The organism is Hydrogenophaga sp. OTU3427 (assembly GCF_038440225.1).
Taxonomy (GTDB): Bacteria; Pseudomonadota; Gammaproteobacteria; order Burkholderiales; family Burkholderiaceae_C; genus Hydrogenophaga.
The window spans coordinates 113,266-135,555 of sequence record NZ_JASATI010000002.1 but is presented as its reverse complement, the minus strand read 5'-3'; the positions used below and the strand labels follow the sequence as shown (position 1 = coordinate 135,555).

Here is a 22,290-nt window from a genome sequence, read left to right as displayed (position 1 = left end):
CCGGCACCTTGCCGCAGGGCGGCAGGGTTTCGACAGGCTCAGCCCGAACGGGCAGAAGGCTGAACCTTGAAAAGGGTCAAACGCGCAGGATTCTCTCACCACGGCCGATGCCGCTGGCACCCGTGCGCACGGTTTCCAGGATGGCGCTGCGGTCGATGGCCTGGAGGAAGGCGTCGTTCTTGGCCTGGTCGCCGGTCAGTTCGATGGTGTAGCTCTTCTCGGTCACGTCGATGATGCGACCGCGGAAAATGTCGGCCATGCGCTTCATTTCCTCACGCTCCTTGCCCACGGCACGGACCTTCACCATCATGAGCTCGCGTTCGGTGTAGGAACCTTCGGTCAGATCGACCACCTTGACCACTTCGATGAGGCGGTTGAGGTGTTTGGTGATCTGCTCGATGACATCGTCCGACCCGGTGGTCTGGATGGTCATGCGCGACAGGCTGGGGTCTTCGGTGGGGGCCACCGTCAGGGACTCGATGTTGTAGCCTCGGGCCGAGAACAGGCCCACCACGCGGGAGAGAGCGCCGGCTTCGTTTTCGATGAGCACGGCAATGATGTGTTTCATGTGCGATTCCTCTTTTCGCCAACGCGGAAGCTTGCGCTTTCGCCGCCCTCATCAACGCACGGTAATGCGTTGAGTCGGCGGGCAATAGATTCGTCTTTAAAAGAACGAAGGTTGAAAAATTACAGGTCTTCGGAACCCAGCAGCATCTCGGTGATGCCCTTGCCGGCCTGGACCATGGGGAAGACGTTTTCGGTCGGATCGGTACGGAAGTCGATGAACACCGTGCGGTCCTTGAGCCTGCGCGCTTCGCGCAGGGCACCTTCCACGTCTTCGGGGCGTTCGATCAGCAGGCCGACATGGCCATAGGCCTCGGCGAGCTTCACGAAGTTGGGCAATGCATCCATGTAGCTGTGGCTGTAGCGGCCCGAGTACTCGATCTCCTGCCACTGGCGCACCATGCCGAGGTAGCGGTTGTTCAGCGACAGGATCTTGATCGGCGTGTTGTACTGCAGGCAGGTGGAGAGCTCCTGGATGCACATCTGCACAGAGCCTTCGCCGGTGACGCAGAACACCTCGCTCTCGGGCTTGGCCAGCTTGATGCCCATGGCGTAGGGAATGCCCACGCCCATGGTGCCCAGGCCACCCGAGTTGATCCAGCGGCGCGGCTCGTTGAACTTGTAGTACTGCGCGGCCCACATCTGGTGCTGGCCGACGTCGGACGTGATGTAGGCATCGGCGTCCTTGGTCATGTTCCACAGCGTCTCGATGACAAACTGCGGCTTGATCACGTCCTTGTTGCCGCGGTCGTACTTCATGCAATCGCGCGAGCGCCAGCCCTCGATGGTCTCCCACCAGTTGGACAAGGCCTTTTCGTCGGGCCTGACCGAGCTCTCGCGCACCATGCTGATCAGTTCGGTCAGCACGTCCTTGACGTCCCCGACGATGGGCACGTCGACCTTGACGCGCTTGGAGATGCTCGACGGGTCGATGTCGATGTGGATGATCTTGCGGTCGACCGAGGCGAAGTGCTTGGGGTTGCCGATCACGCGGTCGTCGAAGCGGGCGCCCACGGCCAGCAGCACGTCGCAGTTCTGCATCGCGTTGTTGGCTTCGATGGTGCCGTGCATGCCCAGCATGCCCAGGAATTTCTTTTCGGTGGCCGGGTAGGCGCCCAGGCCCATCAGGGTGTTGGTGACCGGGTAGCCCAGCATGTCCACCAGGGTGCGCAGCTCCTGCACCGCGTTGCCCAGCAGCACGCCGCCGCCGGTGTAGATGTAGGGGCGCTTGGCGCTCAGCAGCAGCTGCAGGGCCTTGCGGATCTGGCCGCCGTGGCCCTTGCGCACCGGGTTGTACGAGCGCATTTCCACCTTGTCGGGGTAGCCGGTGTAGGCCGCCTTGTTGAAGGACACGTCCTTGGGCACGTCCACCACCACGGGGCCGGGGCGGCCGCTGCGTGCGATGTGGAAGGCCTTCTTCATCACCGTGGCCATGTCGCGCGCGTCCTTGACCAGGAAGTTGTGCTTGACGATGGGGCGGGTGATGCCGACGGTGTCGCACTCCTGGAAGGCGTCCAGGCCGATGGCCGCAGTGGGCACCTGCCCGCTGATGATGACCATGGGAATGCTGTCCATGTAGGCCGTGGCGATGCCGGTGACCGCGTTGGTCAGGCCGGGGCCGGAGGTGACCAGGGCCACGCCCACGTCACCGGTGGCGCGGGCATAGCCGTCGGCCGCGTGCACGGCCGCCTGTTCGTGGCGCACCAGCACGTGTTGAATGGTGTCTTGCTTGTAGAACGCGTCGTAGATGTGCAGCACCGCACCACCGGGGTAGCCCCAGATGTACTTGACGTTCTCGGCCTGCAGGGCCTTGACGAGGATTTCCGCGCCGCGGAGATCTTGGGAATCGGCCGTGCCGGCAGCGGCAGCCGAGGCCAGTTCGGCCTTGTTGATTTCCATGATGAACCTTTCGAGAATTTCTCTGACGAAATACCTTGGGTGCCCCTTGGCCCACTCTTGTGAAGCGGCTTCGGGACTTGAGGCCAACGCCATGGGCGGAAGATGTAAACCGCGCGACGGAGACCCGTTTGCCTTTTGACTTGCAACGCGCATTATCGCACTGCAACAAGCGCCGGGAAAAGTCAATCCATAAAAATAGTTCATTTCGTGGTGCGACAATCCCGGTTTCGCCCCAGCGCCCAGCGCTTCGCGCCTCTTTGTCCTGCCATGCCTGCCGCACCGGTTTCCACCCTCTCCGCCCCCATGCCCACCGCCGATCTGCGCGCGCCCACGTTGATGCGCCGCATGGCCTGCTGGATGTACGAGGGCATGCTGATGTTCGGCGTCGTCTTCATCGCCGGCTACCTGTTCTCCACCCTCACCCAGACCCGCCACGCGCTGGACAACCGGCACGGGCTGCAGCTGTTCCTGTTCCTCGTGTTCGGCATCTACTTCGCCTGGTTCTGGTCCAAGGGCCAGACCCTGGCCATGAAGACCTGGGACATCCGCATCGTGGACGTCCAGGGCCGTTCGATCACACAGGCACGAGGCCTGTGGCGCTACGTGCTGTCGTGGCTGTGGTTCGTGCCCCCGCTGGCCGTCAGCTGGATTCAGGACATCGGTGGAGGCGAAGCGGTGGTGTTGGTCTGCGGCTGGGTCGCCATCTGGGCCATCCTGTCGCGCTTCCACCCGCTGGGCCAGTTCTGGCACGACGCGCTGGCCGGCACCCGCCTGGTCCATGTGGAACGCAAGAAATGAACACAACGCCCGCACAACGAGAAGCGCCCACGGCGCAGAAGCAGCGCCACGGCCTGTCCCGGCTGGTGCACGCCTTCGGCTACTCCATCGAAGGCCTGCGCGCCGGTTGGGGCGAGGCCGCGCTGCGCCAGGAAATGATCGCTGCCGTCGTGCTCCTGCCGCTGGCCTGCTGGCTGGGCCAGGGCTGGCTGGAGGTGGCGCTGCTGTGTGGTGCCGTGGTGCTGGTGCTGATCGTCGAACTGCTCAACACGGGCATCGAGACCGCCATCGACCGCATCGGCCCCGAGTGGCATGCCCTGTCCAAGCGCGCCAAGGACATGGGCAGCGCCGCCGTGCTGCTGAGCCTGCTGCTGTGTGGTGGCATCTGGGCGGCCGCCCTGTGGCACCGATTCAACTGAACATCCATGAACCCGAATTTCTCCATCTGTGTCTATTGCGGCTCCCGTCCCGGCGCCGAGCCCGCCTACGCAGAGGCCGCGCGCGAAGTCGGCCACTGGATCGGCCAGCATGGCGGCCAGTTGGTCTACGGCGGTGGCCGCAACGGCCTGATGGGCGTGGTCGCCCAAGCCACGCTGGCCGCGGGCGGCCGGGTGGTGGGCGTGATCCCGCAGGCCCTGGTGGACAAGGAGATGGCCAACCGCGACTGCAGCGAACTGCACGTGGTGCAGACGATGCACGAACGCAAGCGCCTGATGGCCGAACGGGCCGACGCCTTCGTGGCGCTGCCCGGTGGCATTGGCACCTTCGAGGAGTTGTTCGAGGTCTGGACCTGGCAGCAGCTGGGCTACCACGACAAGCCGCTGGGCCTGCTCAACGTGGCCGGCTACTACGACGGACTGATGGCTTTCCTGACCAGCGCGGTGAAGCAGGGCTTCATGAGCGACTGGCAGATGGGCATGCTCAAGGTGGCCAACCAGGCGACCACCCTGCTGCCCGATCTGGTGCAGGCCGCCGGATTCAGCCCCAAGGCCCGGCTCGACAGCATCTGAGACAACGGGCCCTGCGCCTCGCGCGATGCCTTCAGCGGGGGACACCCCCGGGCCGGCTTCACCGGACGGCTGGTGTCGCCCCCTGGAGGGGGGATGCGGCCACGCGCAGCGGGCAAGCGACGGGGGTGGCCTGATTCAGACCGCAGCGTCGTCCTGCTCGCCGGTGCGGATGCGGATCACGCGCTCGACTTCGGTGACGAAGATCTTGCCGTCGCCAATCTTGCCGGTGCGGGCGGCACGGATGATGGCGTCCACGCAACGGTCCACGTCGTCGGACTTGACCACCACCTCGACCTTGACCTTGGGCAGGAAGTCCACCACGTACTCGGCGCCGCGGTAGAGCTCGGTGTGGCCCTTCTGGCGCCCGAAGCCCTTGACCTCGGTCACCGTCAACCCGGTCACGCCCTGCTCGGCCAGCGCCTCGCGCACTTCTTCCAGCTTGAAGGGTTTGATGACGGCGGTGATTTGCTTCATGCGAGGGGCTCCAGCCTGTGAAGGGGTAAAGCCAAAACTTTATCACGCGCCCGCCTCTTTCAACGCGTCGCGTCCAAAGCTTGTGCTCCGTCAAGGCCGCCGCGCGTCACAGGGCGTAAATTCAAGCCATGTCCGCCGACAGCCCGATCCGACAGCCGGTGTTCCATGCCCGAGGCCTGACCAAGACCTACACCATGGGCGAGGTCACGGTGTCGGCCCTGCGCGGGGTCGACCTGGACCTCTACGCGGGCGAGTTCGTGGTCCTGCTGGGGGCCTCGGGCAGTGGCAAATCGACCCTGCTCAACATCCTGGGTGGGCTGGACGCACCGACCAGCGGCGAGGTGGCCTGTCAAGGCCATGTGCTCACGGGCGCCGGCGAAGACGCGCTGACCCGGTTCCGCCGCACCTCGGTGGGCTTTGTGTTCCAGTTCTACAACCTCATCCCCAGCCTCACGGCCCTGGAAAACGTGGCCCTGGTCACCGACATCGCCAGCGACCCCATGGCGCCCGAAGAGGCCCTGGCCCTGGTGGGGCTGTCGGCGCGCCAGCACCACTTTCCGGCCCAACTTTCGGGCGGCGAGCAGCAGCGGGTGGCGATTGCGCGGGCCATCGCCAAACGCCCCGCCGTGCTGTTGTGCGACGAGCCCACCGGCGCGCTCGACTCGCAGACAGGCGTTCTGGTGCTGCAGGCGCTCGAACACATCCACCACAGCACCGGGGCGCTGACCGTGGTCATCACCCACAACGCGGTGATCGCCGGCATGGCCGACCGCGTGATCCACCTGAGTGACGGTCGCATCGCCCGCGAGGTGCTCAACCCGCAGCCGCAGGCCGCGGCGGAGTTGCGCTGGTGAAGGCCCTTCAACGCAAGCTCTGGCGCGATTTCTGGCGTCTGCGCGGCCAGGCGCTGGCCATCGCCCTGGTGGTCATCGGCGGCATTTCGACCATGGTGATGGCCGTCACCAACCACGCCTCCCTCAGCGACACGCGCGACCGGTTCTACCAGGGGCACGGCTTTGCCGACGTGTTTGCCCAGCTCAAGCGCGCCCCCAATGCCTTGCTGGGCGACGTGGCCGCGCTGCCCGGCGTGGCCCGGGTGCAGGGCCGCGTGAGCACCATGCTGACACTGGATCTGGCCGCCTACACCGAGGCCGTGACCGCACAGGCCATCGCCCTGCCCGACAGCGCACAGGACAGCCTCAACCGCCTGTTCCTGCGAGAAGGCACGCTGCCTGGCCGGCCCGACGAGGTGGTCGTCGGCGAGGCCTTTGCGCTGGCCCACCAACTGCACCCGGGCGATGGCTTCAGTGCCGTCATCAACGGCCGCCGGCAGGCGCTGCGCATCAGCGGCATCGGGCTGTCGCCCGAGTTCATCTACCAGATCCGCCCCGGCGACATGTTCCCGGATTTCGAGCGTTTTGCGGTCATGTGGATGCCACGCCAGGCGCTGGCCGCGGCCATGCAGATGGAGGGCGCCTTCAACCAACTCTCGCTGCAGTTGGCCCCGGGCGCCCGAGCCGCCGACGTCATCACCGCGCTGGACCGCCTGCTCCTGCCCTATGGCGGCGTGGGCGCGCACGACCGCAGCCAGCAGCTCTCGCACCGCTTCCTCGACGAGGAGCTCAAACAGCTGAGCACCATGACACGGTTGTTCAGCGCCATCTTCCTGGGGGTCTCGGCCTTCTTGCTCAACGTGGTCATCGGCCGCGTCATCGCCACCCAGCGCGAACAGATCGCGGTGCTCAAGGCCTTTGGCTACAGCCGCTGGCAGGTCACGGTGCATTTTGGCCAGCTGGTGCTGCTGATGGTGGCAGTCGGCATCGTGCCCGGCATGGCCATCGGCGCGTGGATGGGCCGGGGCATGGCCGGCATCTACGCCGAGTTCTACCGTTTCCCCTTCCTGGCCTGGGGTGTGCAGCCCGAGGTGCTGGCACTGTCCGTGGCCTTCGGCCTGGCGGTGGCGGCGCTGGGCACGGCCAGCGGCCTGCGCCAGGCCTTTGCGCTGCTGCCGGCCGAGGCGATGCGGCCAGAATCGCCACCGGTGTTTCACCGCACGCTGACCGAACGGGTGGGCCTGGGCCCCCTGCTCGACGGCGCCGCCCGCATGGTGGTGCGCAACCTGGAGCGCCGGCCCCTGCGTTCGCTGCTGTCCATCCTGGGCATGGGCCTGGCCTGCGGCATGCTGGTCATGACCCACCTGCAGGGCGACGCCATCGACGAGATGATCGAGGTGCAGTTCGGGCTGGCGCAGCGCGATGACCTGGCGGTGGGCTTCAGTGAGCCCACCGGCGCCCGCGTGATCCAGGAGCTGCAGGCCCTTCCCGGCGTGCTGGCGGTGGAGGCCCAGCGCACGGTGGCCGTCAGGCTGCGCCACGGCCACCGCAGCCACACCACGGGCCTGCAGGGCATGGCGGCCCGGGGCGACCTCAAACGGGTGCTCGACGCCGACCTGGTGGCCGTGCCCCTGCCGGACCAGGGCCTGCTGCTGACGACCTACCTGGCCGAGATGCTGGACCTGCGGGTGGGCGATCTGGTCGATGTGGAGGTGCTGGAAGGCCGGCGCGAGACCCTGCGCCTGCCGCTGGCCGCCACCGTGACCGAGTACCTGGGCGTGGGCGCCTACGCGCGGCGCGAGTGGGTCAACCGGCTGCTGCAGGAAGGCGATGTGGTCACCGGCGCCTGGCTCAAGGTGGCTGCGGCCGACAAACCGGCCGTGCTGGCCACGCTGCGCCAGCGCCCCCGTGTGGCCGCCGTGACCGACCGCAACGCCAGCGTGGCCAGTTTCCGAGACACCATGGCCCAGAGCATGCTGACCTTCACCCTGGTGGCCACGCTGATGGCCGCCAGCATGGCCGGCGGTGTGGTCTACAACGCCGCCCGCATCACGCTGGCCGAACGCGCCCGCGACCTCGCCAGCCTGCGCATCCTGGGCTACACCCAGGCCGAGGTGCGCGCCCTGCTGCTGGGCGAACTCGCCACCCTCACCCTGCTGGCCCTGCTGCCCGGTTTTGCGCTCGGCTACGGCATGAGCGCGCTGCTGGTCTGGGGCATGCAGTCCGAGCTCTACCGCGTGCCGCTGGTGGTTCTGCCCTCGGGCCTGGCCCTGGCCGGCGCCGTGCTGCTGGGCGCGGCCGCCCTGTCGGCCTGGCTGGTGCTGGCGCGGCTGCGGCGACTCGACCTCGTGGCCGTGCTCAAAACCCGAGAATGAAAACCCCATGAACACCAGCGACACGCCCTCCCCCGCCAGCCCACGCCGGCACCTGACCGCCGCCCGCCTGCTGCGCTACGGCGCTGTGGCCGCGGTGCTGATCGCGCTGGCGACCATGGCCCTGTGGCCCAAGGCCCTGCGGGTGGACACCGCCGTGGTGGCGCGGGGCGACATCGCCCTGACGCTGGAGGCCGAGGGCCGCACCCGCCTGCGCGAGCGTTACACCCTCACCGCACCGGTGGCGGCCATCGCCCGCCGCCTGAACCTGCAGCCCGGCGACCCGGTGCGCGTGGGCCAGGTGCTGGTCACGCTGGACCCGGTGGCCGCGCCCACGCTGGACGCCCGGCACCGCGCCGAGCTGGTGGCCCAGGCCGCCGCCGCCCAGGCGCAGACGCTGGCCGCGCAGGCCGAGGCGCGCTCGGCGCAGGCAGCGGCCCAACTGGCCCTGGCCGAGTGGCAGCGACTGCGGCCGCTGGCCGAGCAGGGCATGGTGTCGCGCGAGGCACTGCAGCGCGCCGCCACCGCGCGCGACCGCGCCGAGCTGGACGCCAGCGGCGCCGGCTTCCGCGAGGCCACCGCACGCCACCAGCTTGACGCCGCCCGGGCCGCGCTGCGCCCTGGCGGCCCCGAAGGCACATCGACGCGACCGGGCCTGACGCTGCGCTCGCCGGTGGACGGTGTGCTGCTGCGCCGCCACTTCGAGAGCGCGCGGCCCGTGCAGGCCGGCGACCCGCTGCTGGACCTGGGCGATCCCAGCGCGCTGGAGATCGAGGTCGACGTGCTGTCGGCCGATGCGGTGCGCCTGAACCCGGGCATGCCGGTGGACCTGCTGCGCTGGGGCGGTGCACCGGCGCTGCGCGGCGAGGTGGCCCGCGTCGAGCCCGGCGCCTTCACCAAGACCTCGGCCCTGGGGGTGGAGGAGCAGCGGGTGTGGGTGATCGTGCGGCTGCTGAGCCCACGGGCGCAATGGGAGCGCCTGGGTGAGGCCTTCCGCGTCAACGCCCGCTTTGTGCTGCAGACCGCCACCGACGTCACCCATGTGCCCGCCAGCGCCGTTTTCCGGCACGGCGAGGGCTGGGCGGTGTTTCGTGTCAGCGGCGGGCGCGCCGAGCGGGTGGCGGTGGCGCTGGGGCTCAACGCCGGCGACCAGATCGAGGTGCGCAGCGGCTTGGCCGTGGGCGATGCGGTGGTGCTGCACCCGCCACGCGAACTCGGCGACAGCAGCCGGGTGGTGCAACCCTGAGCCACCAGCGGAACCGCCGGCCGGGCAGAATGCGCCCATGAACCTGAGCAACCAACCCGCGCCGGCCTCCGGCCTGCCCCAGCACGTGCCCATCGCTGCCACCTACCGCGGGGGTCACCCGGAAAACCTGCACTTCGGCAGTTTCGCCGTCGTCAGCGCCAGCGGCGAGGTGCTGGCCAGCGCCGGCGACATCGACTTCCCCACCTTCACCCGCTCGGCGCTCAAGCCCTTCCAGTCCACGCCGTTGATCGCGCGCGCCGCCGAACACTACGCACTGGACGACGCCGACATCGCCCTGCTCTGCGCCAGCCACAGTGGTGAGCCCATGCACACCGAGCGTGTGGCGTCGCTGCTGGCCCGCATCGGCGCCGGTGAAGCGGCCCTGGCCTGTGGCACGCACGAGCCGTATTTCTTCCGCTCGCTGGGCCTCACACCCGAGCCCGGCGCCCGTTTCAACCGACTGCAGCACAACTGCTCGGGCAAACACACCGGCATGCTGATGCTGGCGCACGCGCTGGGTCAGCCCCTGGCCGGCTACCTCGACCTCGGCCACCCGGTGCAGCAGGCCATCGTCGATTGCGTCGCCCACTTCAGTGGCCTGGCGCCGGAACGCCTGGTGCGTGGCATCGACGGCTGCAGCGCGCCCAACTACGCCCTGCCCCTGCGGGCGTTGGCGCAGGCCTTCGCCCGCCTCACGCTCGACGCACCCGACGCCGTCTACGGTGACACGCCCCGGCGTGTGGCACGCGCCATGAGCCGGCACCCGGAGCTGGTCAGCGGGCAAAAGCGCAACGACCTGGTGCTGATGACGGCTGGGCGCGGCGACTGGGTCAGCAAGGTGGGCGCCGACGGCGTGCAGGCCATGGCCAGCTTCAGCCGGGGTGTGGGCATCGCGGCCAAGGTGAGCGATGGCAACCTCACGCCGCTGATGGTGGCCCTGGTCGCCGCGCTGGAGCAACTCGGCTGGACCGACGGGGCCAGCCGCGCCGCCCTGGCCGGCCTGCTGCCGCCGCCCATGAAAAACGCCGCCGGCATCGAGGTCGGCGAGATGCGCGCGGTGCTGACACTGCAGCACCTCTGACCCCTCGGGCTCAGACGGCCAGGTGCATGGGGTGCACACAGACACCGTCCAGCGGCGCCCGGGCTTCGTTCCAGGGCTGGGCCAACAAGGCCTGACGGCCCAGCGCCAGCCCGGCGGCGGCACGCTGCTGCACGCCATGGGGCGAGAAGTCGATGTCCTTGGTCTGGTCTTCGCCGGGCAGGTGGGGCACCATGAGGTTGACGATCTGCATCACCGTGCCGCAGCCCCAGGCACCGAGGGCCTGGGCCTCGGGGTCGTCAGGCAGCTTGCGGGCCAGCTGGCGCACGATGTGGCGCAGCTGGTGCAGCTGCTGCTGGCGTTCGAGGTGGGACCGCGCGCGGCTGGCGAACTGGATGTCCTTGAGCCGCTCCTGCACCTCCCACAGGCTGCGGGGTTCGTCGCCGTGGGGTTCCCACAGCTGGCAGGCAAAAATCAGCGAATGGCGGCGTGGCTGGTCATCCAGCACGGCCTCGATCGGCGTGTTGGAGTACAGGCCGCCGTCCCAGTAGGGGTCGCCATCGATGCGCACCGCACCAAAGGCCGGCGCCAGCGCCCCCGAGGCCAGGATGTGCTCCACCCCGATGGGCTCGTCCCGGCTGTCGAAATAGCGCATCTGTCCGGTGCGCGCATTGACCGCCCCCACCGTGATGCGGATGGGCGAGTGCCGCAGGTAGGCAAAGTCGACCAATTCGTTGAGCGTGTGGCGCAGCGGCCCGGTGTCGTAGTAGGCCGCCGCTTCGATGCCCACCGGCTGCCGGGGGTTGATCCAGCTGCCCAGCCGTGGCACAAAGAAGCCCGGGATGCCGCCGGCCACCACACCGGCGCTGTGCTGCCACTGCGCCAGGGCCGCGGCGCCGGGCCACCAGTTGGCGGCCACGGGCACCGGGTTGTGGGTCAGCACCCGTTGCCAGAAGGCTTGCAGGCGCGCCAGCCGGTCTGGCGGGCGGTTGCCGGCGATCAGGGCCGCGTTGATGGCACCGATGGAGGTGCCGATCACCCAGTCGGGCTCACGCCCGCCTTCGTGCAGGGCTTGGTACACACCCTGGTGGAAAGCGCCCAGCGCGCCACCGCCCTGCATCACCAGCACGGTCTGGGCGGGGCGAAATGGCGCAGCCTGGCCCGGGGACACCGGCACGGAATGCTCGGGCTTCATGCCCGGTACTTGCTGGTGATCGGGTAACGCCAGTCCTTGCCAAAGCCGCGGTGCGTGACCCGCACGCCCACCGGCGACTGGCGCCGTTTGTACTCGTTGATGCGGATCAGGCGTACCACCTGGTCGACAGCGGCCTTGGGGTAGCCCGCGGCCACGATCTGCGCCGGCTCCATGTCGTTTTCCATGTAGCGCTCGATGATGGCGTCGAGCACGTCGTACTCGGGCAGGCTGTCCTGGTCCTTCTGGTCCGCGCGCAGCTCGGCGCTGGGCGGGCGGGTGATGATGCGATCGGGGATGGGGTTGGCGCCGGTGCCGTAGGGGTCGTTGGCGTTGCGCCAACGCGCCAACTTGAACACCAGGGTCTTGGCCACGTCCTTGATGACCGCGAAGCCGCCCGCCATGTCGCCGTACAGCGTGCAGTAGCCGGTGGCCATCTCGCTCTTGTTGCCAGTGGTCAGCACGATGCTGCCAAACTTGTTGGACAGCGCCATCAGCAGGGTGCCGCGGATGCGGGCCTGGATGTTCTCTTCGGTCGTGTCTTCCTTGCAGCCCGCGAAATCGGCCGCCAGGCTGGCCTTGAAGGCCTCGAACTCGGGGCGGATGGAAATTTCGTCGTAGCGCACGCCCAGGCGGGCGGCCATGTCTCGGGCGTCTATCCACGAGATGTCGGCCGTGTAGGGTGAAGGCATCATGACGGCGCGCACCTTGTCAGCACCCAGGGCGTCGACCGCGATGGCCAGCACCAGGGCCGAATCGATACCGCCTGAGAGGCCCAACAGCGCGCCCGGAAAGCCGTTCTTGCCGATGTAGTCGCGCACGCCCAACACCAGGGCGTGCCAGAGGTCGGATTCGAGCGAGCCCTCGGGGGTGAGCACCCCCGACAGGCCTTGTGGGCCCAGCGTCAGGTCGAACAGTGCCTCGGCGAAACTGGGCGCGCGTGCAGCCAGCGAGCCGTCGGCGTTGAGGGCAAAACTGCGGCCCTCGAACACGATCTCGTCCTGCCCGCCCACCAGGTGGGCATAGACCAGCGGCAGGCCGACGTCGGCCACACGTTCGCGCATGGTGGCCTCGCGTTCGCCGCCCTTGCCGGCATGAAACGGCGAGGCGTTGATGACCACCAGCAGCTCGGCGCCGGCGGCCTTGGCGTCGGCCGCCGGGGCGTGGAACCAGGCGTCCTCGCAGATCAGCAGGCCCACGCGGACCTTGTGCCCGTCGGCGCCAGCGACCTCGAACACGCAGGGCGTGTGGCCGGGCGCGAAATAGCGCCGCTCGTCGAACACCTGGTAGTTGGGCAGTTCGCGTTTGGCGTAGCGGTGTGTCACCACGCCGTCGCAGATCACGCTGGCGGCGTTGTACAGACCGGGTTGGGCCACGCTGCGGGTGCGCGAACCTGCGGCGCTGCTGCGCGCCGGGTGGCCCACCACGATGTGCAGGCCGCTCAACCCCGCTGTCTCGCGGGCCACTGTTTTCAGGGCATCATCACAGGCGTCGATGAAAGCCGGCCGCAGGAACAGGTCTTCGGCCGCGTAGCCACACAGCGCGAGTTCGGGCGTCAGCAGCAGTCGCGCGCCGCGCGCATGGGCTTCGCGGGCGGCATCGACGATGCGCCGGGCATTGCCTTGGAGGTCGCCCACGACAAAATTGAGCTGGGCGATGCAAAGTGGGACGGTCATGAACAACGGAAAGAATCAGGACACCGGATTGGCTGAAAACGATTATGTCACCCGGGTGTTTGACGACCCCGCCGCCCTGCCCCGCGCGGCCTGGAACGCCCTGCTCGACCACAGCGAAGACCCCAGCCCCTTCGTGCACCACGAGTACCTGTGCGCCCTGCACGCCAGCGAGAGCGCCGCGCCGCAGACCGGCTGGGCGCCGCGCTTCATCGGCCTGTGGCGGGGCGACGAGCTGCACGCCGCCTGCCCGCTCTACCTCAAGACCCACTCCTACGGCGAGTACGTGTTCGACTGGGCCTGGGCCGAGGCCTACCAGCGCCACGGCCAACGCTACTATCCCAAAGCGGTGATCGCCGTGCCCTTCACGCCCGTGCCCGGGGTGCGGCTGCTGGCGCGCGACAGCGGGGCCCGTGCAGCGGTGCTTCAAGCCGCTCAGGCCTACTGCGAGACCGAGGGTCTCTCGTCGCTGCACATGCTGTTTGCGCGGGATGCCGACATGGCTGCCGCGACCCAGCAGCAATTGATGCAACGCCACACGGTGCAGTTTCACTGGAAGAACACTGAGCCCGCCTATGCCGACTTCGACGCCTTCCTGCAGTCGCTCAACCAGGAAAAGCGCAAGAAGATCCGGCAGGAGCGCCGCAAGGTGAGCGATGCCGGCGTGCGTTTCCGCTGGGCCCGGGGCGCCGACATCACCCCCGCCGACTGGACCTTTTTCTACCGCTGCTACGAGCGCACCTACCTCGAACACGGCAACGCGCCCTACCTCACCCCGGCCTTCTTCGAGGCGATGGCGCGCGACATGGCCGGGCACTGGCTGCTGTTCATCGCTGAAAACGCACAAGGCGAGGCGATCGCCAGCAGCCTGATCGCGCTCAGCGACACCAGCGATGCGCCGGCCGTGGCCTACGGCCGCTACTGGGGCGCGCTGGAGCGGGTCGACTGCCTGCATTTCGAGGCCTGCTACCACCAGCCGCTGATGTGGTGCATCGCGCACGGCGTGTCCCGCTTCGAGGGCGGCGCCCAGGGCGAACACAAGATGGCGCGCGCCCTGCTGCCGGTCCAGACCCACAGCGCGCACTGGCTGGCCCACCCGGCCTTTGCCGACGCCGTGGAGCGTTTCCTGGCCCGCGAGGGCGAGGGCATCCACAACTACATGGCCCACCTGGAAGCAAGAAACCCGTTCAAGCAGGTCGCCTGAACGGGTTTCTGGGGCGCGGCGCTGAAGGAATCAGGCCTTCTGCGCTTTTTCGTAGTTGGCGATGCCGTCCAGGATTTCCTTGTGGGCGGCGGCCTTGCCTTCCCAGCCCTGCACCTTGACCCACTTGCCGGGCTCCAGGTCCTTGTAGTGCTCGAAGAAATGCTCGATGGTCTTCAGGCGCATCGGGTTCAGGTCGCCGGGCTCTTGCCACTGGGTGTAGAGCGACAGGATCTTGTCCACCGGCACCGCCAGCACCTTGCCGTCTTCGCCGGCCTCGTCGGTCATCTTCAGGATGCCGATGGCGCGGCAGGGCACGACCACGCCCGGGATCAGGGGCACGGGGGTGATCACCAGCACGTCCACCGGGTCGCCGTCACCGGAAATGGTCTTGGGCACGTAACCGTAGTTGGTCGGGTAGTGCATCGCGGTGCTCATGAAGCGGTCCACGAAGATGGCCCCGGTTTCCTTGTCGACCTCGTACTTGATCGGGTCGGCGTTCATCGGGATTTCGATGATGACGTTGAAGGCTTCGGGCACCTTGCTGCCCGGGGTGACGTTGTCGAGGGACATGAAAAAGTCTCTGGGAAGTGTTGTGAAACGGAAAGCGGCCCCGCGGGCAACCAGCAGGGCCTGCTGACAGGCCCTGGCCCGGGATTAACCCTGATTTTACCGACACGAAACTGACTTGCTGCGCCGCAACACTGTCAACAAGCGTGGTTTGCCGCTAAATTCGGGACGTTGGCCAATCGCCCTGCCCCATGCACCGCATGGATGGACGCGAGGAAGCAACGCAGCGGGGGCCATCCTCAAAGCGTTGCCCCCTCCAAGTCAAATCGAGCAGGAGATTCTTCTTATGGTTGGACAATCCGCGCTGATTTTTGCGCTCGTGTGTGCGCTTGTGGCTGTCGTTTACGGCCTCTGGTCGCGCAGCTGGATCCTTTCCCAGGACGCGGGCAACGCCCGCATGCAGGAGATTGCCGGCGCCATCCAGGCCGGTGCCGCCGCCTACCTGGCCCGGCAGTACAAGACCATCGGCATGGTGGGCGTGGTGCTGGCGGTGCTGATCGGCGTCTTCCTCGACGGCCAGACCGCCATCGGCTTCGTGCTGGGCGCGGTGCTCTCGGGCGCCTGTGGCTTCATCGGCATGAACATCTCGGTGCGGGCCAACGTGCGCACCGCGCAGGCCGCCACCCGCGGCATCGGCCCGGCACTCGACGTCGCCTTCCGCGGGGGAGCCATCACCGGCATGCTGGTGGTGGGCCTGGGGCTGTTCGGCGTGGCCGGATTCTTCTGGTTCCTGGTCGGCAACGGCAACCTCACGCCGGCGTCCAACCTGGCCAAGATGCTCAACCCGCTGATCGGCTTCGCCTTCGGCTCCTCGCTGATCTCCATCTTTGCCCGCCTGGGCGGAGGCATCTTCACCAAGGGCGCCGACGTCGGCGCCGACCTGGTGGGCAAGGTCGAGGCCGGCATCCCCGAGGACGACCCGCGCAACCCGGCCGTGATCGCCGACAACGTGGGCGACAACGTGGGCGACTGCGCCGGCATGGCCGCCGACCTCTTCGAGACCTACGCGGTCACGCTGATCGCCACCATGGTGCTGGGCGCCCTGATGCTGAGCGCCGCACCGATGCAGGCCGTGTTGTACCCGCTGGTGCTGGGCGGCGTGTCCATCATCGCCTCCATCATCGGCTGCTTCTTCGTCAAGGCCAGCCCGGGCATGAAGAACGTGATGCCGGCGCTCTACAAGGGCCTGGCGATCGCCGGCGTGCTGTCACTGATCGCCTTCTACTTCGTCACCACGATGCTGATGCCCGACAACGCGGTCACCGCCACCGGCAGCCAGCTCAAGCTGTTCGGCGCCTGCGCCGTCGGCCTGATCCTCACCGCCGCCCTGGTCTGGATCACCGAGTTCTACACCGGCACCCAGTACGCGCCGGTGCGGCACATCGCCCAGGCCTCCACCACCGGCCATGGCACCAACATCATCGCTGGCCTGGGCGTGTCCATGCGCTCCACCGCCTGGCCGGTGGTCTTCGTGTGCATCGCCATCCTGGTGAGCTACCAGCTGGCCGGCCTCTACGGCATCGCCATCGCCGCCACGTCCATGCTCAGCATGGCCGGCATCGTGGTGGCGCTGGACGCCTACGGCCCCATCACCGACAACGCCGGCGGCATCGCCGAGATGGCCGAGCTGCCCAGCAGCGTGCGCGACATCACCGACCCGCTGGACGCCGTGGGCAACACCACCAAGGCGGTCACCAAGGGCTATGCCATCGGCTCGGCCGGCCTGGCCTCGCTGGTGCTGTTCGCCGACTACACCCACAAGCTGGAAACCTACGGCCACAAGATCAGCTTCGATCTGAGCGACCCCATGGTCATCGTCGGCCTCTTCATCGGCGGCCTGATTCCCTACCTGTTCGGCGCCATGGCCATGGAAGCCGTGGGCCGCGCGGCCGGCGCGGTGGTGGTGGAGGTGCGGCGCCAGTTCCGCGACATCAAGGGCATCATGGAAGGCACGGCCAAGCCCGAGTACGGCAAGGCCGTGGACATGCTGACCACCGCCGCCATCAAGGAAATGGTGATCCCCAGCCTGCTGCCGGTGGTGGTGCCGATCGCGGTCGGCCTGCTGCTGGGCCCCAAGGCCCTGGGCGGCCTGCTGATGGGCACCATCGTCACCGGCCTGTTCGTGGCCATCTCCATGTGCACCGGCGGCGGCGCCTGGGACAACGCCAAGAAATACATCGAGGACGGCCACCATGGCGGCAAGGGCAGCGAGGCGCACAAGGCCGCCGTCACCGGTGACACCGTGGGCGACCCCTACAAGGACACCGCCGGCCCGGCCGTTAACCCGCTGATCAAAATCATCAATATCGTGGCACTGCTCATCGTGCCCTTGCTGACGGTCTGAGCGGCAGATCCGACGCTCGACTTTTTGCGTTCCGGCGGCCTGGCTTCGGTCAGGCCGCTTTTCTTGGCCCCCCTGCGCCAACAGGTCTTAATATCGGCACTCACGACGCCTGCGTTGGCGAATGCGGGCCCCCGACCTGCCTCTTCTGGACGACCTCTTCCCACTGTGCACATCCCCACGCTCCTGATCCTGGCCGCCATGCTCATGGGCATCATGTGTGGTGTGCTGTTTGCCGTCTGGCACTTCAACCGCCGCATCCCCGGCCTGCAGGCTTGGGCCATGTCCTACCTGTTCGGTTTTTGTGTCAGCGTGGCACTGCTGGGACGCGACCAGATGCCCGAACTGGTGTCCGTGGTGATCACGCAACTGTGCCTGTTTCTGGCCGCCTACTGCAGTGTCGTGGGCGTGCGGGCCTATGTGGGACTGCCCGCCCTGCCCATGCGTTGGCCGGTGATGTGTGGCGTGCTGCTCTGCGGCCTGGGGTTTTATTTCACCGCGCTGCATCCACACATGGGCGTGCGGGTGCTGATCGGCAGCAGCGTGGCGGGCGCGTTGTACCTGCTCAGCGCCCACAACCTGTCGCGGGGCAGCACGGCCCGCCAGTTCCCTGCACGCCACCTCGTGGCCACCGCCTACACGCTGCATGGCCTGTTTCTGGTGGCGCGTCCCTGGCTGTTCCAACTTGGCGGTGGAGGCGCCAACCCGCCATCCGCCACCTCGGCCATCTCGCAATTCATCGTCCTCGAAACCATCATCGCCCTGATCCTGCTGGCCTTCGGCTCGCTGATGCTGACCAACGAGTTCATCACCCGGGAACTGCGGCACGTGGCCGAAAAGGACTTTCTCACCGGCGCGTTCAACCGCCGCGCCTTTCTGGCCCTGCTGGAGAAGGCCTGCAGCCTGGCACACCGCAGCAACGCGACCCTGCCGGTCCTGCTGCTTGACCTGGACCATTTCAAGCACATCAACGACAGCTTCGGCCACAAGGTGGGCGACCAGATGTTGCGGCATTTTGTCGCGGTGACCGAACCCTGCCTGCGCAAGGAAGACGTGCTGGGCCGCATGGGCGGCGAGGAGTTCGCCATCTTCCTGCCCAACGCCAGCCCGGACGATGCCCACCGCGTCTCCGAGCGGCTGCGCGCCATGGTGGCCTCACAGCCGCTGCTGACCGAGCGCGGACCGGTTTCGCTGACCGTCAGCATCGGTGTCACCCAGTGCCTGCCGGGTGAGGCGCCCGAACTCGCCCTGCACCGCGCCGATCAGGCCATGTACCAGGCCAAGCAGCGTGGGCGCAACCGCACCGAGTCGCTGGCCACTGTCGGCGTCTGACCCTGATCGCTGACGGTTGACGGGCTCCCGCGGCCTCGGGTAAACCATGAGCGGTGATGTCGGTTGAAATTTGTATGATGACCATATGAACCGACAAAACACGTTCCATCCATGAACAGTGGAACGCCCAGTGCGACCGTCGAACCCCTGCAAGCGCCCGAACGTCTGACCGACAAGCTTGCCGCGCTGCTCATGCAACGCATCGAATCGGGCGAAATGGCGCCGGACGCCAAGCTGCCCACCGAACAACGCCTGGCCGAACAGTACGGTGTCTCGCGCACCGTGGTGCGGGAGGCGGTGAGCCGGCTCAAGTCGGTGGGCATGCTGACCTCGCGCCAGGGCGCGGGTGTGTTCGTGGCACCGCGCACACAGGCCCGGGCGCTGGCCTTCGACCCCACCGTGCTGCACTCCATGGAAGCCGTGCTGCAGGTGGTCGAGGTGCGCCGCGGGCTGGAGGCCGACGTGGCGGCCCTGGCCGCCGCCCGCATCACACCCGACAAGGCACGCGCCATCGCCGCCGCGCTGGCCGCGCTCGAGGCCTGCCCGCCCCACGGGGTGCAGGGCGTCGAGGCCGACCTCGAATTCCACCGCAGCATCGCCCGCGCCACCGAGAACCCGCAGTTCGAGCGCCTGCTGGGATTTCTGGAGCAGTACCAGCGCGACGCCATGCGCGTGACCCGCACCAACGAGGCCATGGACAGCGAGTACATGGTGCAAGTGCGCGAAGAACACCGCGCCATCGCCAACGCCGTGATGCGTGGCGACGTGCCGGCCGCCCGCGAGGCCGCCATGCGTCACATGAGCAATGCCGCGCACCGCATCGAACACGCCGCGCCGCCCATACGGCGCGCCCTGGACGCGCTGCTGGCCCACCACGACCACAAGGAATGACGATGAACAAGCTATCCGCGCCCACCCTGGGCGTGATCGGCCTCGGCTCCATGGGCATGGGCGCCGCCCTCTCGGCCCTGCGCAAGGGCCTGCCCACCTGGGGCTGCGACCCCCGCGCCGAGGCCCGCACGGCCTTCGAGCAGGCCGGCGGCCAGGCCGTGGCCAGTGCCGCCGAGCTGGCCCCACACTGTGATGTGGTCCTGGTGCTGGTGGTCAATGCTGCCCAAACCGAAGACGTGCTGTTCGGCGAACAAGGCATCGTCACGCGACTCAAGCCAGGGGCGGTGGTCGTGAGCTCCGCCACCGTGGACCCGGCCCTGCCGCCGGTCTGGGCCAACAAGCTGGCCGAGCGGGGCATTCACCTGATCGACGGCCCGGTGTCGGGCGGCGCCAAAAAGGCCGCGGCGGGCGAGATGACCGTGATGGCCTCCGGCACACCGGAGGCCTTTGCCGCCGCCGGTGAGGTGCTGAACAGTTTTGCCGGCAAGGTCTACCGCCTGGGCGACCAGGCCGGCATCGGCTCCACCGTCAAGATGGTCAACCAGCACCTGGCCGGCGTGCACATCGCCAGCGCCTGCGAGGCCCTGGCGCTGGGCATGCGCGCCGGCGCCGACCCGCGCCAGCTGTACGAGGTGATCTGCAACAGCGCCGGCATGAGCTGGATGTTCGAAAACCGCGTGCCCCACATCCTCGACGGCGACTACACGCCGCTGTCGGCCGTCAACATCTTCGTCAAGGACTTGGGGATCGTGCTCGACGCCGCGCGCCAGCTCAAGTTCCCGCTGCCGCTGGCCGCCGCCGCCCACCAGCTCTACCTGTCCACCGCGGCCATGGGCCTGGGGGCTGAGGACGATTCGGCCGTCGTCAAGTACTACGCCCAGCTGGCCGGGCTGGAGCTGCCCGCGCCTGCAACGTCGGCAGAGGAAGCGGCATGATCCTCGGTGTCATCGCGGACGACTTCACCGGCGCCACCGACGTGGCCAGCATGCTGGTGCGCGCCGGCATGCGCACGGTGCAGGTGCTGGGTGTGCCGGACCCGCAAAAGGGCGCCCTGCCCGAGGCCGACGCCGTGGTCATCGCGCTCAAGACCCGCACCATCGCCCCCGCCGACGCCGTGGCCCAGAGCCTGGCCGCGCTGCAGGCCCTGCGGGCCGCTGGCGCGCGCCAGATCTATTTCAAGTACTGCTCGACCTTCGATTCCACGCCCGAGGGCAACATCGGCCCGGTCACCGACGCGCTGATGGCGGCGCTGGGCACCGACTTCACCATCGCCTGCCCCGCCTTCCCCGAGAACGGCCGCACGGTGTTCAAGGGCCACCTGTTCGTGGGCGACCAACTGCTCAGCGATTCGGGCATGCGAAACCACCCGCTCACGCCCATGCGGGACGCCAACCTGGTGCGTGTGCTGCAACCCCAGACCCGCCAGCGCGTGGGCCTGCTGCGGCACGACAGCGTGGGGGCCGGCGCCGACGCGGCCCGCACCCGTATCGTCCAGCTGCGCGCCGACGGTGTGGCCATCGCCGTGGCCGACGCGGTGGACAACGGCGACCTGCTGACCCTGGGTGAAGCCTGCGCCGACCTGCCCCTGCTGACCGCCGGCTCCGGCGTGGCGCTGGGCCTGCCACCGGCCTACGCGCGTCGGGGCTGGTTCAGCCCCGACGACCACGCCGCCACTCTCGATGACCTGACCGGCCCCGCCGCCGTCGTGTCAGGCTCCTGCTCCGAGGCCACCAATGGCCAGGTCGCACGCTGGTTGGCCGCCGGCCACACCGCCCTGCAAGTCGACCCGCTGGCCCTGCACCAAGGCACACAAACCGCCGACGCGGTGCTGGCCCAGGCACGGGCCGCGTTGGCCAGTGTCCCGGTGCTGGTCTACGCCACCGCCGCGCCCGAGAGCGTGAAAGCGGTGCAGGCCGCGCTCGGTGTGCAAGCGGCGGGCGAACTGGTCGAACACGCCCTGGCCCACATCGCCCGTGGACTGGTGGCCGGTGGCGTGCGCCGCCTGGTGGTGGCTGGGGGTGAAACCTCGGGCGCCGTGGTCCTGGCCCTGGGGGTGGCCCAGCTGCGCATCGGCGCGGCCATCTGCCCCGGCGTGCCGTGGACACAGGCGGCGCTGCCCGGCAGTGGCGAGCCCCTGTTGCTGGCGCTCAAGTCGGGCAACTTCGGCGGCCCTGACTTCTTCGTGCAGGCGCTGCAACAGGCCGGGGTGGCGCTGTGAACCAGGCCGCCGTCCGTGCCGAGATCGTGCGCGTGGGCGCCTCGCTGTTCCAGCGCGGCTATGTGCACTCCACGGCCGGCAACATCAGCGCGCGCCTGGGCGCCGACGAGGGCGGCGGTTTCCTCATCACCCCCACCGACGCCTGCCTGGGGTTTCTCGACACCGACCAGCTGGCCTGGGTAGCCGAAAGTGGCGAACAGCTCGGTGGCGCCCGCGCCAGCAAGACCCTGCAGCTGCACCGCCGCATCTACGACAGCGCGCCCGATGCCCGCTGCGTGCTGCACACCCACTCCACCCACCTGGTCGCCCTCACGCTGCAAGGCGTGTGGCGCGACGAGGACATCCTGCCGCCCATCACCCCATACCAGGTGATGAAGGTCGGGCACGTGCCGCTGATTCCGTATGGCGTACCGGGTTCGCCCGCCGTGGCCGACGCCGTGGCGGCCACCATCGCCCGCGCCGAGCGCCCGCTGCGCGCCGTGATGCTGGAGCGCCTGGGCCCCACCGTGTGGCACGCCAGCCCGGCCAGCGCCATGGCCCTGCTGGAAGAACTGGAAGAGACCGCCCGCCTGTGGCTGCTGTCCGAACGCCGCCCCACGCCGCTGACCGAGCAACAGATCAACGACCTGCGCGCCCAGTTCAACGCACCCTGGTAAAC

20 protein-coding genes are annotated in these 22,290 nt (G+C 68.3%); 14 read left to right on the top strand and 6 right to left on the bottom strand.

Translation table 11 applies throughout. The features are described 5' to 3' along the window. Positions 1 to 76: 76 nt before the first annotated feature. Positions 77 to 568 carry an acetolactate synthase small subunit gene (gene ilvN / locus AAHB17_RS01780; protein WP_329672846.1) on the bottom strand — a complete coding sequence of 164 codons (492 nt, stop codon included), beginning with the start codon at positions 566 to 568 and terminating at the stop codon, positions 77 to 79. Positions 569 to 687: 119 nt separating this feature from the next. Next, a complete protein-coding gene (locus tag AAHB17_RS01775; protein ID WP_342128708.1) occupies positions 688 to 2,463 on the bottom strand; it encodes an acetolactate synthase 3 catalytic subunit in 1,776 nt (591 codons plus the stop codon). 303 nt (positions 2,464 to 2,766) lie between these two features. Here AAHB17_RS01775 and AAHB17_RS01770 point away from each other — a divergent pair, with 303 nt between their 5' ends. The 3 genes from AAHB17_RS01770 to AAHB17_RS01760 are packed head-to-tail and all read left to right on the top strand — an operon-like array spanning position 2,767 to position 4,250. Continuing rightward, entirely contained in the window at positions 2,767 to 3,261 is a 495-nt protein-coding gene (locus AAHB17_RS01770) for an RDD family protein (protein ID WP_342128707.1), read from the top strand. Continuing rightward, the gene (locus AAHB17_RS01765) at positions 3,258 to 3,659 is read left to right on the top strand and encodes a diacylglycerol kinase (RefSeq protein ID WP_342128706.1); all 402 of its coding nucleotides are present in this window, start codon (positions 3,258 to 3,260) and stop codon (positions 3,657 to 3,659) included. Before AAHB17_RS01770 ends, AAHB17_RS01765 begins: the two co-directional genes overlap by 4 nt. 6 nt (positions 3,660 to 3,665) lie before the next feature. Continuing rightward, on the top strand, positions 3,666 to 4,250 hold the full coding sequence (locus tag AAHB17_RS01760; protein WP_342128705.1) for an LOG family protein: 585 nt from the start codon (positions 3,666 to 3,668) through the stop codon (positions 4,248 to 4,250). A gap of 135 nt (positions 4,251 to 4,385) precedes the next feature. Here the strand turns inward: AAHB17_RS01760 and AAHB17_RS01755 are convergent, their stop codons facing one another. Continuing rightward, a complete protein-coding gene (locus AAHB17_RS01755; RefSeq protein ID WP_342128704.1) occupies positions 4,386 to 4,724 on the bottom strand; it encodes a P-II family nitrogen regulator in 339 nt (112 codons plus the stop codon). 128 nt (positions 4,725 to 4,852) lie between these two features. On the opposite strand from AAHB17_RS01755, the gene AAHB17_RS01750 reads away from it, so the two are divergent. Genes AAHB17_RS01750 through AAHB17_RS01735 form a run of 4 tightly spaced genes read left to right on the top strand, consistent with a single transcriptional unit; the run spans position 4,853 to position 10,256 of the window. Then, positions 4,853 to 5,578, top strand: a complete 726-nt coding sequence (locus AAHB17_RS01750; RefSeq protein WP_342128703.1) for an ABC transporter ATP-binding protein — start codon at positions 4,853 to 4,855, stop codon at positions 5,576 to 5,578. Then, positions 5,575 to 7,932: an ABC transporter permease gene (locus AAHB17_RS01745; RefSeq protein WP_342128702.1), complete on the top strand. Its 2,358-nt coding sequence runs from the start codon at positions 5,575 to 5,577 to the stop codon at positions 7,930 to 7,932. The genes AAHB17_RS01750 and AAHB17_RS01745 overlap by 4 nt, the downstream gene beginning before the upstream one ends. Before the next feature lie 7 nt (positions 7,933 to 7,939). Then, positions 7,940 to 9,175, top strand: coding sequence for an efflux RND transporter periplasmic adaptor subunit (locus tag AAHB17_RS01740; RefSeq protein WP_342128701.1), 1,236 nt, complete (start codon positions 7,940 to 7,942; stop codon positions 9,173 to 9,175). 37 nt (positions 9,176 to 9,212) lie between these two features. Continuing rightward, the gene (locus AAHB17_RS01735) at positions 9,213 to 10,256 is read left to right on the top strand and encodes an asparaginase (protein ID WP_342128700.1); all 1,044 of its coding nucleotides are present in this window, start codon (positions 9,213 to 9,215) and stop codon (positions 10,254 to 10,256) included. 10 nt (positions 10,257 to 10,266) lie between these two features. On the opposite strand, the gene AAHB17_RS01730 is transcribed toward AAHB17_RS01735, so the two are convergent. Then, complete coding sequence (locus AAHB17_RS01730; protein WP_342128699.1) at positions 10,267 to 11,409, bottom strand: patatin-like phospholipase family protein; 1,143 nt, start codon at positions 11,407 to 11,409, stop codon at positions 10,267 to 10,269. Then, positions 11,406 to 13,082, bottom strand: a complete 1,677-nt coding sequence (locus AAHB17_RS01725; protein ID WP_342128698.1) for an NAD+ synthase — start codon at positions 13,080 to 13,082, stop codon at positions 11,406 to 11,408. Before AAHB17_RS01725 ends, AAHB17_RS01730 begins: the two co-directional genes overlap by 4 nt. 28 nt (positions 13,083 to 13,110) lie before the next feature. Here AAHB17_RS01725 and AAHB17_RS01720 point away from each other — a divergent pair, with 28 nt between their 5' ends. Then, positions 13,111 to 14,283: a GNAT family N-acetyltransferase gene (locus tag AAHB17_RS01720; RefSeq protein ID WP_342128697.1), complete on the top strand. Its 1,173-nt coding sequence runs from the start codon at positions 13,111 to 13,113 to the stop codon at positions 14,281 to 14,283. Between the two features lie 30 nt (positions 14,284 to 14,313). Here AAHB17_RS01720 and ppa read toward each other — a convergent pair whose 3' ends face one another. Next, positions 14,314 to 14,853: an inorganic diphosphatase gene (gene ppa, locus AAHB17_RS01715; RefSeq protein WP_342128696.1), complete on the bottom strand. Its 540-nt coding sequence runs from the start codon at positions 14,851 to 14,853 to the stop codon at positions 14,314 to 14,316. A 283-nt stretch (positions 14,854 to 15,136) separates the two neighbouring features. Here ppa and AAHB17_RS01710 point away from each other — a divergent pair, with 283 nt between their 5' ends. From AAHB17_RS01710 to AAHB17_RS01685, 6 genes are all read left to right on the top strand, one after another. Then, positions 15,137 to 17,194, top strand: a complete 2,058-nt coding sequence (locus AAHB17_RS01710; protein ID WP_342128695.1) for a sodium-translocating pyrophosphatase — start codon at positions 15,137 to 15,139, stop codon at positions 17,192 to 17,194. A gap of 165 nt (positions 17,195 to 17,359) precedes the next feature. Continuing rightward, positions 17,360 to 18,523, top strand: a complete 1,164-nt coding sequence (locus AAHB17_RS01705; protein ID WP_342128694.1) for a GGDEF domain-containing protein — start codon at positions 17,360 to 17,362, stop codon at positions 18,521 to 18,523. Between the two features lie 111 nt (positions 18,524 to 18,634). Next, entirely contained in the window at positions 18,635 to 19,414 is a 780-nt protein-coding gene (locus tag AAHB17_RS01700; protein ID WP_342128693.1) for a FadR/GntR family transcriptional regulator, read from the top strand. 2 nt (positions 19,415 to 19,416) lie between these two features. Then, entirely contained in the window at positions 19,417 to 20,349 is a 933-nt protein-coding gene (gene ltnD, locus AAHB17_RS01695) for an L-threonate dehydrogenase (RefSeq protein ID WP_342128692.1), read from the top strand. Beyond that, positions 20,346 to 21,632 carry a 3-oxo-tetronate kinase gene (otnK, locus tag AAHB17_RS01690; RefSeq protein ID WP_342128691.1) on the top strand — a complete coding sequence of 429 codons (1,287 nt, stop codon included), beginning with the start codon at positions 20,346 to 20,348 and terminating at the stop codon, positions 21,630 to 21,632. Before ltnD ends, otnK begins: the two co-directional genes overlap by 4 nt. After that, the gene (locus tag AAHB17_RS01685) at positions 21,629 to 22,288 is read left to right on the top strand and encodes a class II aldolase/adducin family protein (RefSeq protein WP_342128690.1); all 660 of its coding nucleotides are present in this window, start codon (positions 21,629 to 21,631) and stop codon (positions 22,286 to 22,288) included. The genes otnK and AAHB17_RS01685 overlap by 4 nt, the downstream gene beginning before the upstream one ends. Positions 22,289 to 22,290: the final 2 nt, after the last annotated feature.

Bases quoted from the DNA above. Each gene is read 5' to 3' on its own strand.
- ilvN (WP_329672846.1), bottom strand. From the start codon at position 568: ATGAAACACATCATTGCCGTGCTCATCGAAAACGAAGCCGGCGCTCTC.
- AAHB17_RS01710 (WP_342128695.1), top strand. From the start codon at position 15,137: ATGGTTGGACAATCCGCGCTGATTTTTGCGCTCGTGTGTGCGCTTGTG.
- AAHB17_RS01740 (WP_342128701.1), top strand. From the start codon at position 7,940: ATGAACACCAGCGACACGCCCTCCCCCGCCAGCCCACGCCGGCACCTG.
- AAHB17_RS01735 (WP_342128700.1), top strand. From the start codon at position 9,213: ATGAACCTGAGCAACCAACCCGCGCCGGCCTCCGGCCTGCCCCAGCAC.
- ltnD (WP_342128692.1), top strand. From the start codon at position 19,417: ATGAACAAGCTATCCGCGCCCACCCTGGGCGTGATCGGCCTCGGCTCC.
- ppa (WP_342128696.1), bottom strand. From the start codon at position 14,853: ATGTCCCTCGACAACGTCACCCCGGGCAGCAAGGTGCCCGAAGCCTTC.
- AAHB17_RS01750 (WP_342128703.1), top strand. From the start codon at position 4,853: ATGTCCGCCGACAGCCCGATCCGACAGCCGGTGTTCCATGCCCGAGGC.
- AAHB17_RS01760 (WP_342128705.1), top strand. From the start codon at position 3,666: ATGAACCCGAATTTCTCCATCTGTGTCTATTGCGGCTCCCGTCCCGGC.
- AAHB17_RS01755 (WP_342128704.1), bottom strand. From the start codon at position 4,724: ATGAAGCAAATCACCGCCGTCATCAAACCCTTCAAGCTGGAAGAAGTG.
- AAHB17_RS01765 (WP_342128706.1), top strand. From the start codon at position 3,258: ATGAACACAACGCCCGCACAACGAGAAGCGCCCACGGCGCAGAAGCAG.
- AAHB17_RS01725 (WP_342128698.1), bottom strand. From the start codon at position 13,082: ATGACCGTCCCACTTTGCATCGCCCAGCTCAATTTTGTCGTGGGCGAC.
- AAHB17_RS01700 (WP_342128693.1), top strand. From the start codon at position 18,635: ATGAACAGTGGAACGCCCAGTGCGACCGTCGAACCCCTGCAAGCGCCC.
- AAHB17_RS01770 (WP_342128707.1), top strand. From the start codon at position 2,767: ATGCCCACCGCCGATCTGCGCGCGCCCACGTTGATGCGCCGCATGGCC.
- otnK (WP_342128691.1), top strand. From the start codon at position 20,346: ATGATCCTCGGTGTCATCGCGGACGACTTCACCGGCGCCACCGACGTG.
- AAHB17_RS01730 (WP_342128699.1), bottom strand. From the start codon at position 11,409: ATGAAGCCCGAGCATTCCGTGCCGGTGTCCCCGGGCCAGGCTGCGCCA.
- AAHB17_RS01775 (WP_342128708.1), bottom strand. From the start codon at position 2,463: ATGGAAATCAACAAGGCCGAACTGGCCTCGGCTGCCGCTGCCGGCACG.